This is a genomic window from Microbacterium sp., assembly GCF_047607465.1.
GTDB lineage: Bacteria > Actinomycetota > Actinomycetes > Actinomycetales > Microbacteriaceae > Microbacterium.
Genome location: NZ_JASGCY010000032.1, coordinates 60251 through 75445 on the forward strand (window position 1 = coordinate 60251; position 15195 = coordinate 75445).

Here is a 15195-nt window from a genome sequence, read left to right on the forward strand (position 1 = left end):
GCCTACGCGGGCTGGAGGCCGATCGCGACATCGGTCGGGCGTACGGGCTCGGGAAGCACCGTCTCGCCCATCAGGAACCGGTCGACGTTCGCCGCGGCAGCGCGGCCCTCGGCGATCGCCCAGACGATCAGCGACTGACCGCGCCCGGCATCGCCGGCGACGAAGACGCCCGGGAGTGTCGACTGGTACGAGGAGTCGCGTTCGAAGTTGCCGCGGTCAGTGAAGCGGGGACGGTCCTCGTCTCCGAATCCGTGCTGCTCGGGACCGGTGAAGCCCATGGCGATGAGCACGAGGTCGGCGGGGATCTCCCGTTCGGTGCCGCTCTTGGGAACACGTCGCCCGTCGACGAACTCGGTCTCGGCAACCCGCAGTGCGCGGACCTCGCCGACCTCGTTGGAGAGGAATTCGACGGTCGAGGCGAGATAGACCCGCTCGCCGCCCTCCTCGTGGGCGGACTGCACTTCGAAGACGGTGGGCATCATCGGCCACGGCTGGTGCGCCGGACGCTCGGTGCCCGGCTGCCGACCGATCGCGAGGTTGGTCACGCTGAGAGCGCCCTGGCGATGCGCGGTGCCGATGCAGTCGGCGCCGGTGTCACCGCCGCCGATGACGATCACGTGCTTGCCCTCTGCGGAGATCTGCTCGGTGACCTTGTCGCCCGCGACCGCGTGGTTGGACTCGACGAGGTACTCCATCGCGAAGTGCACGCCGTGCAGGTCGCGCCCGGGTATCGCCAGATCGCGCGGCACGGTCGAACCCGTCGCAATGACGACCGCGTCGTAGCGCGCGCGCAGATCCGGCCAGGTGAGGTCCTTGCCGATCTCGATCCCCGCACGGAACCGCGTGCCCTCCTCCTGCATCTGGCGCAGGCGCGACTCGAGGTGCGACTTCTCCATCTTGAAATCAGGGATGCCGTAGCGCAGCAGACCGCCGATGCGGTCGTCGCGCTCGAAGACGACCACGGTGTGACCCGCCCGTGTCAGCTGCTGGGCGGCGGCGAGCCCGGCTGGACCCGACCCGACGACCGCGACGGTCTTCCCCGTCAACCGCGCCGGCGGCTGCGCCTCGACCCAGCCCTTGTTGAAGGCCTCGTCGATGATCGACACCTCGACCTGTTTGATCGTGACGGCCGGCTGGTTGATGCCGAGCACGCACGCGCTCTCGCAGGGTGCAGGGCACAGGCGCCCGGTGAACTCCGGGAAGTTGTTCGTGGCGTGCAGACGCTCGATGGCGACGCGCCCCTCCCCACGCCAGGTGAGGTCGTTCCACTCCGGGATGAGGTTGCCGAGTGGGCATCCCTGGTGGCAGAAAGGCACGCCGCAGTCCATGCAGCGGCTGGCCTGCCGGCGCAGCACGGCCTGGTCGCCGGGTTCGTACACCTCTTTCCAGTCGAGGATACGGACGGGCACCGGCCGCCGAGCGGGCAGTTCGCGCTCGGTGATCTTCAGAAAGCCTTTGGGATCAGCCACCGGTCACCTCCAGGATGCGGTTCCACACGATATCGCCATCGGGGTCGATCCCCTCGGCCACTGCTTCTTCGCGCATGCTGCGCACTGCGGCGTAGTCACGCGGAAGCACCTTGACGAACTCCGTTGCCACCTCATCGAACCTCGCGAGGATCTCGGCGCCGAGAGGGGATGCTGTGCGCTCGACGTGCTCCGCCACGAGGCCGCGGACGATCTCGACGTCCGCGCGATCGAGCGGCGAGAGCAGGAGCTCACCGCCGCCGAGCGACTGCGCGTTGACCTTGGCCGTGTCGAGACCGCGGATGTACGCCACTCCCCCGGACATGCCGGCGCCGAGGTTGCGGCCGGTCGAGCCGAGAATGACGGCGGTGCCTCCGGTCATGTACTCCAGGGCGTGGTCGCCGACGCCTTCGACGACCGCCGTCGCGCCGGAGTTGCGCACGAGGAAGCGCTCGCCGACGACGCCCGAGATGAACATCGACCCGGACGTCGCGCCGTAGCCGATGACGTTGCCGGCGATGACGTTCTCGTGCGGTGCGATCGAGGCGCCGCGGGGCGGCCGGATCGTGATGTCACCGCCGGAGAGGCCCTTGCCGACGTAGTCGTTCGCGTCACCCTCCAGCCGCAGCACGATGCCGGCGGGCATGAAGGCGCCGAGGGACTGCCCCGCGGTGCCGTGCAGGGTGATGTCGATCGTCCCGCGGGGCAGGCCGGCCGCGCCGTAGCGCGCCGTGACCTCATGGCCGAGCATCGTGCCGACGGCCCGCTCGGTGTTCGCGATGGGCAGTTCGATGACGACGGGATCGGCGCCCTGGAGCGCCCCCTCCGCGATGTCGATGAGCTGCACGTCGAAGTGGCGCTCGAGCTCGTGGTCCTGCTGGCGTGCGCTGCGACGGGGTTCGCCGGCGGGGAACGCCGGACCGTCGAGGATCGGGGTCAGATCGAGCCCCGCGGTCTTCCAGTGCTCGACCGCGGCGTCGACGCCCAGCAGATCCGTGCGCCCGACGATCTCGTCGATGGAACGGAAGCCGAGCTCGGCCAGGATCTCGCGGACCTCCTCGGCGATGAACTCCATGAAGTTCACGACGAACTCCGGCTTGCCGCTGAAGCGCTCGCGCAGCACGGGGTTCTGCGTCGCGACCCCCACGGGGCAGGTGTCGAGATGGCAGACCCGCATCATGATGCATCCGCTGACGACCAGCGGCGCGGTGGCGAAGCCGAACTCCTCGGCACCGAGAAGCGCGCCGATGACGACGTCGCGCCCGGTCTTGAGCTGGCCGTCCACCTGCACGACGACCCGGTCGCGCATGCCGTTGAGCATGAGCGTCTGTTGGGTCTCGGCAAGGCCGAGCTCCCACGGGGTGCCGGCGTGCTTGAGCGAGTTGAGCGGGCTCGCGCCCGTTCCGCCGTCGTGGCCGGAGACGAGGATGACGTCGCTGAGCGCCTTGGCGACACCGGCGGCGACGGCCCCGATGCCCGACTGGCTCACGAGCTTGGTGTGGATGCGCGCCTCGGGATTCGCGCGCTTCAGGTCGAAGATCAGCTGCTTGAGGTCCTCGATCGAGTAGATGTCGTGATGCGGCGGCGGCGAGATGAGCCCGACCCCAGGCGTGCCGCCGCGGGTCCTGGCGACCCACGGGTACACCTTCTGCGGCGGCAGCTGACCGCCCTCGCCGGGCTTGGCTCCCTGCGCGAGCTTGATCTGGATGTCATCCGCCTCGGTCAAGTACTGGCTCGTGACGCCGAAGCGCCCCGACGCCACCTGCTTGATCGCGCTCCGGCGCTGCGGGTCGATGAGCCGGTCGGCGTCTTCTCCGCCCTCGCCGGTGTTCGACTTGCCGCCGATGCGGTTCATCGCCACCGCGAGCGTCTCGTGCGCCTCCCGGGAGATCGAACCGTAGCTCATCGCGCCGGTCGAGAACCTCTTCACGATCGACGAGACGGGCTCGACCTCGCTCAGCGGCACGGGCTTGCGCAGGCCAGTGCGCAGCGTGAACAGGCCGCGCAGGGTCTTCAGCTCCGCCGCCTGGTCGTCGACGAGACGGGTGTACTCGCGGAAGATGTCGTAGCGGCGCTCGCGGGTGGAGTGCTGCAGCTTGAACACCGTCTCCGGGTTGAACAGGTGCGGCGATCCGTCGCGGCGCCACTGGTACTCGCCACCGGTCCACAGCCGCTCATGTGCGCGTGCGGCCGCGTCCTCTGGGTAGGCGAAGTCGTGACGAGCCTGGTTCTCGGCGTAGATGTCCTCGATCGTGATACCGCCGAGCTTCGACTCGGTCCGTGTGAAGTACGCGTCGATGACCTCCTGGCTGAGGCCGACGGCCTCGAACACCTGGGCGCCCGCGTACGAGGAGACGGTGGAGATGCCCATCTTCGACATGATCTTCAGCACGCCCTTGCCGAGCGCGTAGATGAGGTTGCGCACGGCCTTCTCCGGCGTGATGCCGGTGATGTAGCCGGTGCGCACGAGGTGCTCGACGGTCTCCATCGCGAGATACGGGTTCACGGCGGAGGCGCCGTAGCCGATGAGGGTGGCGACATGGTGCACCTCGCGCACATCGCCCGCTTCGACGATCAGGCCCACCTTCATGCGGTTCTCACGGCGGATGAGGTGATGGTGCACCGCCGCGACCATGAGCAGCGAAGGGATCGGGGCCAGTTCTTTGTTGGAGTCGCGATCGGAAAGGATGATGAACTCGGTGCCGTTGGCGATCGCCTCGTCGACTTCGGCGCACATCTCGTCGAGCCGGTCAGCGAGGGCCTTGGGGCCCGCATCGAAGTGGTAGAGCCCCTTGATCGTGACGCTGGAGCGTCCTGGGAGCGCCTTGTCGATGTGGCGGATCTTCGACAGCTCATCGTTGTCGATCACCGGGAAATCGAGGGAGACCGTGCGCGTGTGCTCCGGGCCCCAGCTGAGGAGGTTGCCCTCGGGGCCGAGGCCGAGCCTCAGGCTCGTGACGACCTCTTCGCGGATCGAGTCCAGCGGCGGGTTGGTCACCTGCGCGAACTGCTGCGTGAAGTAGTCGAACAGCAGACGGGGGCGCTTGCTGAGCACGGCGATCGGCGTATCCGACCCCATCGCGCCGAGCGGCTCGACTCCGTGCTGCCCCATCGGCGTCAGCAGGATCCGCACTTCCTCCTCGGTGTACCCGAAGGTGCGCTGACGGCGGGTGATGGATGCAGGTGGGTGCACGATGTGCTCGCGCTCGGGGAGGTCGGCGAGCCGCACGGCGCCGGCATCCAGCCATTCCTGCCATGGATGCAGGTTCGCGAGGTCGCGCTTGATCTCCTCGTCCTCGATGATGCGCCGCTGCGCAGTGTCGACGAGGAACATCTTGCCCGGCTGCAAGCGGCCCCGGCGCTTGATGCGCTCGGGCTCGAAGGTGAGCACGCCCGTCTCCGAGCCGATCACGATGAGGCCGTCGGTCGTCTCGGTCCAGCGCCCAGGACGCAGGCCGTTGCGGTCGAGGGTCGCACCGACGAGGGTGCCGTCGGTGAAGATGAGCGCGGCCGGGCCGTCCCACGGCTCCATCTGGTTCGCGTGGTACTCGTAGAACGCGCGCAGCTCGGGCGAGATGTCGGACTGCTTCTCGTACGCCTCAGGGACCATCATCATGATCGCGTGCGGAAGGCTGCGCCCGGTCAGGGTGAGCAGCTCGAGGACCTCATCGAAGGAGGCCGAGTCGCTCGCGCCGTCGGTGCAGATCGGCAGCAGCGGTTCGATGTCGCCGAGCAGGTCGGACTCGAGCTGCGACTGCCGCGCGCGCATCCAGTTGCGGTTGCCGCCGACGGTGTTGATCTCGCCGTTGTGCGCGAGCATGCGCAGGGGCTGCGCGAGCGGCCACGAAGGGAACGTGTTCGTGGAGTAGCGCGAGTGCACGACGGCGAGCTCGCTGGCGAAGCGTTCGTCCTGCAGATCGGGGTAGAACGGCTCGAGCTGGAGCGTGGTGACCATGCCCTTGTAGCCGAGGGTGCGAGCGGATAGCGAGACGAAGTAGGCGCCGAGCTCGTGGCCGGCGCGCTTGCGCAGACGGTAGGCGACGCGATCAAGGGCGATCCCCGTGAGGGGGGCCTGTGCGAGAGTCGCGCCCCCGGCGCTCACGAAGAGCTGCTCGAAGGCCGGCCGCGCCTCGTCGGCGAGCTTGCCGAGGTGCTCGTTGACGGTGGGCACCTCGCGCCACCCGAGGACGCGGAGTCCCTCCGACCTCGCGATCTTCTCGATGCCCGCCTTCTGCTGGCGTCGCTCGCTGGAGTCACGTGGGAGGAATGCCAGACCCGCGGCGTACTCGCCCACCGGCGGCAGCTCGAAATCGGTGACGGCCCTGAGGAACGCATCCGGCATCTGGGTGAGGATGCCCGCGCCGTCTCCGGTGCCGGCGTCCGAGCCGATCGCGCCGCGGTGCTCGAGGTTACGCAGAGCCTCCAGTGCCAGTGCGATGATGTCGTGGCCCGCGTATCCCCGCAGGGTGGCGACCATGGCCAGCCCACACGCGTCCTTCTCGAACGCCGGGTTGTACATGCCCTGCTGCGGGGGGTAGGCGCCGGATGCGGCGTGGGGAGGCTGGAAATACACCTGAACCGTCCTCAGATCGTCGGGGGACCCGGGGGCGTCATCGGCCGGGCTGATGCAGTGGGATCCTCACGGATCGCAGTGGCTATCGGCGGCCCTCTGCGTCCGTGGGAGCGGTGCTTGTGGCGGCGGCTCCTACGGGGACGTCGTCGACCTCAGGCTCGCTGAGATCGACGAAGTCGGAGGTATTGTCCTGCGAGTCTACATCAGCGCCTGATCCGCGCTGTTCGCGGCCGGGTTGGTACGGTGAAGGCTCAAGTCCCGGGTGACGGCGCGTCTGCACGATGAAGATGACGACGCTGAGGATCACACCGATGATCGCCGCCCAGACGTTGCTGCGCAGGCCGAAGTAGATCTCGCTCGGGTCGATGCGGATCGACTCCCACACGATGCGTCCCGCGCTGTACCAGAAGAGGTAGATCGCGAAGAGGCGGCCCCACTGGAAGGCGGTGGCCTTGCGGCTGAGCCAGAGCAGCACGATAACGCCGAGCCCGTTCCACAGCACCTCGTAGAGGAAGGTCGGGTGGAAGAGCGTGCCATCGGGCAGCCCCGCCGGGAAAGCGGCGTTCGTCGATTCGATCTCCAGACCCCAGGGCAGGTCGGTCGGCAGGCCGAACAGCTCGTGGTTGAACCAGTTGCCGATGCGGCCCACCGCCTGGGCGAGCAGGAGGCCGGGAGCGAGCGCGTCTGCGAACGTCCAGAAGCGGATGCCGCTCCACTTGCATCCGAGCCATGCTCCGATCGCGCCGCCGATCAGGGCGCCGTAGATGGCGATGCCGCCCTCCCAGATCGCCCAGACCGAGCCGAGCTGGAAAGGGTTCCACGGGTTCGAGCCCTCGCCGAAGTAGAAGGTCGGATGCGTGAGCACGTGGTACACGCGGGCGACGATGATCCCGAGCAGCACCGCGACGATCGCGACGTCGATGACCACCCAGGGCTCCGCGCCGCGCCTGGTGAGGCGCTTGTTGGTCAACAGCGCCGCGGCGATGATGCCGGTGATGATGCAGAGCGCGTAGAAGTGGATCCGGATCGGCCCGAGATCGAAATACGCGACGGGCGGGCTCGGGATGCTGGCGAGCACGCCGGTGAAGGTGCTGTGGAGCGCGATGGGCATGAGTGCGATTCTAGTTCTCGTGGGAAGCCCGCGCCGACGACGTGCCGGTGGCCAGGGTACGGGTGACCTCCGCGAGCGCGGCGATGCCGCCGTCGCGCAGCGCGCGGACGAGCGCGGTCCCGACAATCGCCCCGTCGGCGTACTCGCTGACACCGGCGATCTGCTCGGCGGTGGAGATGCCGATGCCGACGCAGGCGCGCGTCGCGCCGTGCGCACGCAGACGGGCGACGAGGGTGCGCGCCGCGCGGTCGAGCTCGGCACGCTCGCCGGTGATCCCCATGGTGGAGACGGTGTAGACGAAACCGGTGGAAGAGCGGACGACGAGGTCGAGTCGTTCGTCGGTCGAGGTGGGTGCGGCCAGGAACACGCGATCGAGGCCGGTGCGCTCGCTGGCCGCGATCCAGTCCCCTGCCACGTCCGGCGTGATATCGGGGGTGATGAGGCCAGCGCCGCCAGCGGCGAGCAGATCGTCGGCGTAGCGGTCGACGCCGTACTGGAACACCGGGTTCCAGTACGTCATCACGAGTACAGGGACATCGACGGCGGCGGTGATCGCGCGCACGGCGGTGAAGAGGTCCTTCATCTTGAAGCCGGCGGCGAGGGCGGCCGTGGTCGCCTCCTGGATCACGGCGCCGTCCATGACGGGATCGCTGTACGGCGGCCCGAGCTCGATGATGTCCACGCCGTTGCCGGCGAGGGTGATGGCCGCCTCGATGCTCGTTGCGAGATCGGGGTAGCCAACGGGGAGGTAGCCGACGAAAGCGCTGCGTCCTGCGGCCTCCGCCTTGCTGATCGCCTCTTCGACGCGACTCATGCGCTCTCCTCCTCGTCGGCGCTCTCGTCGTACAGATCGAAGTACTTCGCCGCCGTGTCCATGTCCTTGTCGCCGCGGCCGGAAAGGCAGACGGCGATCACGGCGTCGGGTCCGAGCTGCTGACCCAGCCGCAGCGCACCGGCGAGGGCGTGTGCGGACTCGATCGCGGGGATGATCCCCTCGGTGCAGCTGAGGAGCCGCAGCGCCTGCATGGCCTCGTCATCGGTGGCCGGGATGTACTCCGCGCGCCCGATATCGGCGAGCCAGGCGTGCTCAGGGCCGACGCCGGGGTAATCGAGACCAGCCGAGATCGAATGCGACTCGATCGTCTGGCCGTCCTCGTCCTGCAGCACGTAGGTCTTCGCGCCGTGCAGAATCCCAGGGCGTCCCCGTTCGATCGATGCGGCGTGCCGCTCCGTGTCCACGCCGTCGCCGGCCGCCTCGACGCCGTAGAGCTTCACGCTCTCGTCGTCGAGGAACGCGTCGAACATCCCGATCGCGTTGGATCCGCCGCCGACGCAGGCGACGACGGCATCCGGCAGGCGGCCGGTTTCGTCGAGCAGCTGCTGGCGCGCCTCCTCACCGATGATCTTCTGGAAGTCGCGCACCATCACCGGGAACGGATGCGGGCCCGCCGCAGTGCCGAAGATGTAGTTCGTCGTCTCCACCGACGCCACCCAGTCGCGGTACGCGTCGTTGATCGCATCCTTGAGCGTGCGCGAGCCCGAGGTCACGGCGACGACCTCGGCGCCGAGCAGGCGCATGCGCGCGACGTTCAGCGCCTGGCGCTCGGTGTCGACCTCGCCCATGTAGATCGTGCAGTCCATGCCGAACAGTGCGGCCGCGGTCGCGGTGGCGACGCCGTGCTGGCCGGCGCCGGTCTCGGCGATCACGCGAGTCTTGCCGAGGCGCCGGGTCAGCAGCGCCTGGCCGAGCACGTTGTTGATCTTGTGGGATCCCGTGTGGTTGAGATCCTCGCGTTTGAGGAACACGCGCGCGCCGCCGGCGTGCTCGGCGAAGCGGGTGACCTCGGTCAGCGGAGACGGCCGCCCCGCGTACGAACCGAGCAGCTGGGCGAGCTCGGCGCGGAACGACGGGTCGACGATCGCCGCGGCATACGCCTCGGTCAGCTCGTCGATGGCGGCGATGAGCGACTCGGGCATGTAGCGCCCGCCGTAGTCGCCGAACTGCGGACCGTGCTGGTCGCGAAGACTCATGAGGCCTCCAGGAAGCTCTTGAGCGTGGACACGGGGTCGCCGGTGACGAGAGCCTCGCCGACGAGGACGACGTCGGCGCCCCCGGAGCGATAGTGCACGACATCGGCGGGTGTGAGCACCGCGGACTCGGCGATCTTGATCGCGGAGTCCGGGATGTGCTCGACCAGACGGCCGAACAGGTCGCGATCGAGCTCGAGCGTCTTCAGGTCGCGGGCGTTCACGCCGATGAGCGCGGCGCCCAGGTCGGCGGCCGTCTCGATCTCGTCGGCCGAGTGCGTCTCGACGAGCGGGGTCATGCCGAGCTCCAGGATGAAGCCGTGCAGATCGGCGAGGACCTCGCGGTCGAGGCCGGCGACGATGAGGAGCACGAGGTCCGCACCGGCGGCGCGCGCCTCGAGCACCTGGTAGCGCGTCGCGATGAAGTCCTTGCGCAGCACCGGCAGCGACACCCTCGTCGTGACCGCTTCGAGGTCGGCGAGGCTCCCGCCGAATCGGCGCCCCTCCGTCAGCACACTGATCGCCGAGGCGCCTCCGATCTCGTAGAGCGCGGCCTGATGCGCAGGATCCGGGATCTCCGCGAGCGCACCGCGGGAGGGGCTCGCCCGCTTGACCTCTGCGATGATCTTGACCCGGTCCGCCGGCGCCAGGAAGCTCAGGGCGTCCTTGGCGGCCGGGCGCGCGAGAGCGGCGCGCTCCACCTCGGCCAGCGGCCGGGTGAGCGAGCGACGCTCCGCGTCGGCGACAGCGCCGGCCGTCAGGTCGGCGAGGACCACTAGTGGCCCTTCGGCTGGTACTTGGGGCCCTTCACGCCGTAACCGGCCTTCGCGAGGATCCAGCCGACGATGGCGCCGATGGGGATGAGCGCGACCGAGGCCCACACCAGCGGCGGCTGCTCGACGCAGAAGAACAGCGTGCCGAGCGAGAAGCCCAGGAGCATGATGATCACGGCGACCCAGGCCGCAGGTGAGTGTCCGTGGCCGGGGTCTGCAATCGTGTTGGTCATGTTCTCCTCCGAGGGGGACGGCGTTGCTGGATCGGGTTCAGTCTATCGGGGTCAGCGCGTCGGATCGGTGCCACGCGAGAGCTCGTCCCATGAATCGACGGCGTCCACGGGGCCGCTCGATGACGCCGCGGCGGCATCCGTCCGGTACCGGCGCCCCCCGCGCGTCCACCGTCCGCCGGTGGCGAGCACGACGACCGCGGCGAGAAGCAGCACGAACCATCCGGCCAGGGCGATCGCAGGCCAGGGCGAAGGCGCGATCGAGGCGATGACGCCTTCGAGCGCGGTGCGGCCGGCGAGCCCGGTCACCTCGGTCACTGTCGACGCCACAGCCGGGATGCCGGGCGCGACGAGCAGCTGGAGCGTGCTCCAGCCCAGGAGCACCGCGACGGCGGCGGCGAGCACGGCGAAGACGTAGCGCAGCACCCGGCCGGTGATCGACAGCGCGGCGCCCAGGGCGAGGACTGCGAGGCTCAACGGCGCGAGCAGCGGCAGCGCCGACGCCCCCGGTACGAGGATCTCCGATGCGGAGTCCGCCCGCTGCACCGTCAGCCACGACTGGGTGGAGGAGATGATGCCGACGGCGCCGCCGAGGAGGAATCCGGAGACGGCGAGCGAGCGCCCTCGACGCGCGATGGTCATGCCGCGCCGGGGGTCGCGTGCAGATCGACGGCGTCGAAGCACGTGCGCGTGCCGGTGTGGCAGGCAGGGCCGGTCTGATCGACCTTCAGCAGCACGGCGTCGCCGTCGCAGTCGAGCCGCGCCTCGTGCACGACCTGGATGTTCCCCGAGGTGTCGCCCTTGCGCCAGTACTCCTGACGCGAGCGCGACCAGTACACGGCGCGACCAGTGGTGAGCGTGCAGCGCAGCGCCTCGGCATCCGCCCAGCCCAGCATGAGGACCTCGTGCGTGTCGAACTGCTGCACGATGACGGCGACGAGGCCGTCGGCGTTGAAGCTCACCCCGGCGAGGCGCTCCTCGACGCTCGCGTCGTCGTTCGCGGTGCTCATCGGACCTGTATCCCCTCGGCGCGCATCGCGTCCTTGACCTCGGCGACGGTGAGAGCTCCGGTGTGGAACACGCTCGCGGCGAGCACGGCATCCGCTCCGGCCTTGATGGCGGGCGCGAAGTGCTCCACGGCTCCCGCGCCGCCGGAGGCGATGACGGGCACCGATGCGGCCTCGCGCATGAGCCGGACGAGCTCGAGATCGAATCCGTCGCGGGTGCCGTCGGCGTCGATCGAGTTGACCAGCAGCTCGCCGGCGCCCCGCTCGGCCGCCTCGCGCGCCCACGCGAGGGCGTCGATGGTCGTCGTCGTGCGGCCGCCGTGGGTCGTCACGACGAATCCGGAGGCGGTGCCTGGCGCGCGCTTCACATCGAGCGAGAGCACGAGCACCTGTGCGCCGAAGCGGTCGGCGATCTCGCCGATGAGGTCGGGGCGGGCGATGGCCGCGGAGTTCACACCGACCTTGTCGGCGCCCACCGAGAGCAGACGCGCGACGTCGTCGACCGTGCGCACTCCGCCGCCGACCGTCAGTGGCACGAACACCTGCTCTGCGGTGCGCTGGACGACGTCGTAGGTGGTCGAGCGCTCATCGACGGTGGCCGTGACATCGAGGAAGGTGATCTCGTCCGCGCCCTGCGCCGCGTAGTGGCTGGCGAGCTCGACCGGGTCGCCCATGTCGCGCAGGTTCTCGAAGTTGACGCCCTTGACGACGCGGCCGGCCGCCACGTCGAGGCACGGGATGACGCGCTTCGCGAGTGTCATCAGAGCCTCGCGTTGTGGATCGCGGTGACGAGGATCGCGCGGGCGCCGAGGGCGTAGAGCTCGTCCATCACGGCGTTCACCCGAGACCGCTTCACCATGACGCGCACGGCGACCCACTCGGGGTCGCGCAACGGCGACACCGTCGGCGATTCGATGCCGCCGGCGATCTTCACGGCGGCGTCGAGCAGCGCGACCGGAAGGTCGTAGTCGATCATCACGAAGCGACGGGCGACCATCACGCCGCGAAGCCGCCGCAGCAGCGTCTCGGACCCGTCGGCGTCCTGCGGGCCGGCGATGAGCACGGCCTCCGACTCGAGGATCACCGGCCCGAAGACCTCCAGGCCCGCCTGGCGGAGCGTCGTTCCGGTCTCCACGACGTCGGCGATGGCATCCGCGACGCCCAGCCGCACCGCCGACTCGACGGCGCCGTCGAGGGGCACCAGGTCGACCGCGATCCCCCTTTCGTCGAGGAAGGCGTCGACGAGGCCCGGATAGGAGGTGGCGACGCGCAGACCGTCGAGCGCCGACACGTCGCCGAAGCGCCCGGTCGGAGCGGCGAAGCGGAACGTCGACGCCGCGAACCCGAGGGCCTCGATCTCCCTGGCGCCCGGCATCCGCGCGTCCAGCAGCAGATCCCGGCCGGTGATCCCGACGTCGATCGCGCCCGACCCGACGTAGGTGGCGATGTCCTTGGGGCGGAGGAAGAAGAACTCGACGTCGTTCTCGGCGTCGATCACGTGCAGGGTCTTGGGGTCGCGACGGCCGGCGTAACCGGCCTCCGCGAGCATCTCGGCGGCGGTCTCGGACAGCGAGCCCTTGTTGGGAACAGCGATGCGCAGCATCAATCAGCCTTCAGATCGGATCGGATGGGACGGAGCGCATCAGAGATGTCGGTACACGTCCGCCGTCGTGAGCCCCTTGGCGATCATCAACACCTGCACGTGGTACAGCAGCTGGGAGATCTCCTCGGCCGCGGCCTCGTCGGACTCGTACTCCGCGGCCATCCACACCTCGGCGGCCTCTTCGACGATCTTCTTGCCGATCGTGTGCACGCCGCCGTCGAGCTCCGCGACAGTGCCCGAACCCGCGGGGCGGGTCTCGGCCTTGTGGCTGAGCTCGGCGAACAGCTCGTCGAAAGTCTTCACCCCTTCAGGCTAGCCGTTTCGGCGAGGTGTCTGAGCCGCATGACGGCCGCCTCGACGTCTTCGGCGCCGTAGACGGCGGATCCGGCGACGAACGTGTCGGCACCGGCGTGCGCTGCGATCTCGATCGTGCTGTCGGCGATGCCGCCGTCGACCTGGAACCACACGTTCGATCCGCGGCGCTTCGCCTCGTCGACGAGCGCGCGCAGCTTCGGCATCGTCTCGGGCATGAAGCCCTGCCCGCCGAAACCGGGCTCGACCGTCATCACGAGGATCTGGTCGAACTCGTCGAGCACTTCGTACAGGCTCTCCCCCGGCGTATCGGGCTTGATGGCGACGCCGGCGCGCGCGCCGATGGCGCGCAGCCGCCGGGCGAGGGCGACGGGTTCGGTCGCCGCCTCGAGGTGGAAGGTGACGCTCGCAGCGCCCAGCTCGGCGTACCCAGGGGCCCAGCGATCGGGGTCGGTGATCATCAAGTGGACATCCAGCGGGATCGGGCTCGTGGCCTGGATGCGCTCGACCATCTGCGGGCCGAACGTGAGGTTCGGCACGAAGTGGTTGTCCATCACGTCGACGTGGGCGAAGTCGGCCGTCGCGATCTTCGCGAGATCCCGCTGCATGTTCACAAAGTCGGCGGCGAGGATGCTGGGGTTGATCCGCGGGGCGCGGGGCAGGTCCATGAGGTCAGTCTCCCTGGGAGTCGGATGCGGTGCGCTGGATGAGGGCGAGGAACATCGCGTCGGTGCCGTGCCGGTGCGGCCACAGCTGCACCGCCCCCGCGCGGCCGTCGGCGAGGTCGATCGGATGCCGGGCGATACCGCTCACGACGGACCGCGCGTCGAGCTCGGCGAACCCGTCGCGGTCGCGGAGCACGTCCTCCACGACGCCCGTCGTCTCGGCGAGATGCGGAGAGCACGTGACGTAGGCGACGATGCCGCCGGGAGCGAGGGCGTCCAGCGCCGCCGCGAGCAGCTCCGTCTGCACGGGGACGAGGTCGGCGACGTCAGCGGGCGACTTCCGCCACCGCGCCTCCGGTCGGCGGCGAAGCGCTCCGAGCCCTGTGCAGGGGGCGTCGACGAGGACACGGTCGAACGCTCCTGGCCGCGAGGCGGCGAGAGCACTGCCGTCCTGCTCGTGCACGACGACCTCGCCCGGCACCGGCCTGATCGCGTTGCGGACGAGGCCCGCTCGTGCGGGCACCACCTCGTTCGCCTCGAGAACCGCGCCGTGCTCCCGGGCGACGGCGGCGAGAAGAGCGGTCTTGCCGCCGGGCCCGGCGCACAGGTCGAGCCAGTGCTCCCCCGCCCGGATCGGCGCCGCAGCCGTCAGCGCCAGCGCCACCAGTTGCGACCCCTCATCCTGCACGCGGACGGTCCCGCCAGATGCCGAGACGATCCGGTGCGGGTCTCCGCCCGGCGAGGCGAAGGCCGTCGGCGCGTAGGGGCGGCGCGGCTCGCCCGGCTCGGCGAGACCAGGCAGGGCCACCAGCGTCACCTCGGGCGAGACGTTGTCGGCCTCGAGCAGTGCGTCGAGCTCGTCGGCGCGCCCCTCCGCGGCCAGCGCGCGGCGGAGGGCCCGGATCACCCAGACCGGGTGCGCCGTGCGCAGTGCGAGGCGCTCGTCGTCGGAGCGCGCCTCCTGCTCGATGCGCTCCTGCCAGCTCTCCGCGCTCTCGCGGGCGATGCGCCGCAGCACCGCGTTCGCGAAGCTCGCAGCCCCCCGTCCCTGCGCCGCGGCGAGGTTGACGGATTCGTTCACGGCCGCGTGCGGTGCGACGCGGGTCGCCAGGATCTGGTGCGCGCCGAGGCGCAGGGCGTCGAGCACGCCTGGATCGATTTCGGATGCCGGCCGCGCGGCCGCCGCGGAGATGATCGCGTCGTAGGTGCCCCGACGGCGCAGGGTGCCGTAGGTGAGCTCCGTGGCGAGCCCAGCGTCCTGCTCGGAGAGGCCCGCATCGGCGATCGCCGACGGCAGCATGAGGTTGGCGTAGGCGTCGGAGTCGGACACCGCGCGCAGCACGTCGTACGCGACCTGCCGCGCCGGCTGCACGGCACGCGAGCGCTCCCCTCGCGGCGAGCCGGTGCGCTGCGGGCGGGCGCGCCGC

The 15195-nt window shown here is 69.9% G+C and carries 14 protein-coding genes; all 14 read right to left on the reverse strand.

Translation table 11 applies throughout. The features are described from left to right. Nucleotides 1-2: 2 nt before the first annotated feature. The 14 genes from QM568_RS03990 to QM568_RS04055 all read right to left on the reverse strand — a co-directional run bounded on the left by QM568_RS03990 (nt 3) and on the right by QM568_RS04055 (nt 15140). The gene (locus QM568_RS03990; RefSeq protein ID WP_415136045.1) at nt 3-1469 is read right to left on the reverse strand and encodes a glutamate synthase subunit beta; all 1467 of its coding nucleotides are present in this window, start codon (nt 1467-1469) and stop codon (nt 3-5) included. Continuing rightward, a complete protein-coding gene (gene gltB, locus QM568_RS03995; RefSeq protein WP_415136077.1) occupies nt 1462-5985 on the reverse strand; it encodes a glutamate synthase large subunit in 4524 nt (1507 codons plus the stop codon). Before gltB ends, QM568_RS03990 begins: the two co-directional genes overlap by 8 nt. 136 nt (nt 5986-6121) lie before the next feature. Continuing rightward, complete coding sequence (lgt, locus tag QM568_RS04000) at nt 6122-7150, reverse strand: prolipoprotein diacylglyceryl transferase (protein ID WP_415136047.1); 1029 nt, start codon at nt 7148-7150, stop codon at nt 6122-6124. Between the two features lie 10 nt (nt 7151-7160). Next, entirely contained in the window at nt 7161-7964 is an 804-nt protein-coding gene (gene trpA / locus QM568_RS04005; RefSeq protein WP_415136049.1) for a tryptophan synthase subunit alpha, read from the reverse strand. Continuing rightward, nucleotides 7961-9181 (reverse strand): tryptophan synthase subunit beta, encoded by a 1221-nt coding sequence (trpB, locus tag QM568_RS04010; protein ID WP_415136051.1) that lies wholly within the window; start codon nt 9179-9181, stop codon nt 7961-7963. The genes trpA and trpB overlap by 4 nt, the downstream gene beginning before the upstream one ends. Further along, complete coding sequence (trpC, locus tag QM568_RS04015; protein ID WP_415136053.1) at nt 9178-9954, reverse strand: indole-3-glycerol phosphate synthase TrpC; 777 nt, start codon at nt 9952-9954, stop codon at nt 9178-9180. The genes trpB and trpC overlap by 4 nt, the downstream gene beginning before the upstream one ends. Further along, nucleotides 9954-10184, reverse strand: coding sequence for a DUF6704 family protein (locus QM568_RS04020; protein WP_415136055.1), 231 nt, complete (start codon nt 10182-10184; stop codon nt 9954-9956). Before QM568_RS04020 ends, trpC begins: the two co-directional genes overlap by 1 nt. A gap of 51 nt (nt 10185-10235) precedes the next feature. After that, nucleotides 10236-10823 carry a Trp biosynthesis-associated membrane protein gene (locus QM568_RS04025; RefSeq protein ID WP_415136057.1) on the reverse strand — a complete coding sequence of 196 codons (588 nt, stop codon included), beginning with the start codon at nt 10821-10823 and terminating at the stop codon, nt 10236-10238. After that, on the reverse strand, nt 10820-11191 hold the full coding sequence (gene hisI, locus QM568_RS04030) for a phosphoribosyl-AMP cyclohydrolase (RefSeq protein ID WP_415136059.1): 372 nt from the start codon (nt 11189-11191) through the stop codon (nt 10820-10822). The genes QM568_RS04025 and hisI overlap by 4 nt, the downstream gene beginning before the upstream one ends. Then, nucleotides 11188-11949, reverse strand: coding sequence for an imidazole glycerol phosphate synthase subunit HisF (gene hisF / locus QM568_RS04035; protein ID WP_415136061.1), 762 nt, complete (start codon nt 11947-11949; stop codon nt 11188-11190). The genes hisI and hisF overlap by 4 nt, the downstream gene beginning before the upstream one ends. Then, on the reverse strand, nt 11949-12791 hold the full coding sequence (gene hisG / locus QM568_RS04040; protein ID WP_415136063.1) for an ATP phosphoribosyltransferase: 843 nt from the start codon (nt 12789-12791) through the stop codon (nt 11949-11951). Before hisG ends, hisF begins: the two co-directional genes overlap by 1 nt. Before the next feature lie 39 nt (nt 12792-12830). Beyond that, a complete protein-coding gene (locus QM568_RS04045; protein ID WP_415136065.1) occupies nt 12831-13094 on the reverse strand; it encodes a phosphoribosyl-ATP diphosphatase in 264 nt (87 codons plus the stop codon). After that, nucleotides 13091-13771: a ribulose-phosphate 3-epimerase gene (gene rpe / locus QM568_RS04050; protein WP_415136067.1), complete on the reverse strand. Its 681-nt coding sequence runs from the start codon at nt 13769-13771 to the stop codon at nt 13091-13093. Before rpe ends, QM568_RS04045 begins: the two co-directional genes overlap by 4 nt. A 4-nt stretch (nt 13772-13775) precedes the next feature. Then, on the reverse strand, nt 13776-15140 hold the full coding sequence (locus tag QM568_RS04055; RefSeq protein WP_415136079.1) for an RsmB/NOP family class I SAM-dependent RNA methyltransferase: 1365 nt from the start codon (nt 15138-15140) through the stop codon (nt 13776-13778). Between the last annotated feature and the right edge of the window lie 55 nt (nt 15141-15195).

What these genes read in the sequence shown, in the direction of transcription:
- trpA (WP_415136049.1), bottom strand. Translation starts at nt 7,964, where the DNA reads ATGAGTCGCGTCGAAGAGGCGATCAGCAAGGCGGAGGCCGCAGGACGC.
- QM568_RS04025 (WP_415136057.1), bottom strand. Translation starts at nt 10,823, where the DNA reads ATGACCATCGCGCGTCGAGGGCGCTCGCTCGCCGTCTCCGGATTCCTC.
- hisG (WP_415136063.1), bottom strand. Translation starts at nt 12,791, where the DNA reads ATGCTGCGCATCGCTGTTCCCAACAAGGGCTCGCTGTCCGAGACCGCC.
- gltB (WP_415136077.1), bottom strand. Translation starts at nt 5,985, where the DNA reads ATGTACAACCCGGCGTTCGAGAAGGACGCGTGTGGGCTGGCCATGGTC.
- hisI (WP_415136059.1), bottom strand. Translation starts at nt 11,191, where the DNA reads ATGAGCACCGCGAACGACGACGCGAGCGTCGAGGAGCGCCTCGCCGGG.
- trpB (WP_415136051.1), bottom strand. Translation starts at nt 9,181, where the DNA reads ATGAGTCTTCGCGACCAGCACGGTCCGCAGTTCGGCGACTACGGCGGG.
- lgt (WP_415136047.1), bottom strand. Translation starts at nt 7,150, where the DNA reads ATGCCCATCGCGCTCCACAGCACCTTCACCGGCGTGCTCGCCAGCATC.
- hisF (WP_415136061.1), bottom strand. Translation starts at nt 11,949, where the DNA reads ATGACACTCGCGAAGCGCGTCATCCCGTGCCTCGACGTGGCGGCCGGC.
- QM568_RS04020 (WP_415136055.1), bottom strand. Translation starts at nt 10,184, where the DNA reads ATGACCAACACGATTGCAGACCCCGGCCACGGACACTCACCTGCGGCC.
- rpe (WP_415136067.1), bottom strand. Translation starts at nt 13,771, where the DNA reads ATGGACCTGCCCCGCGCCCCGCGGATCAACCCCAGCATCCTCGCCGCC.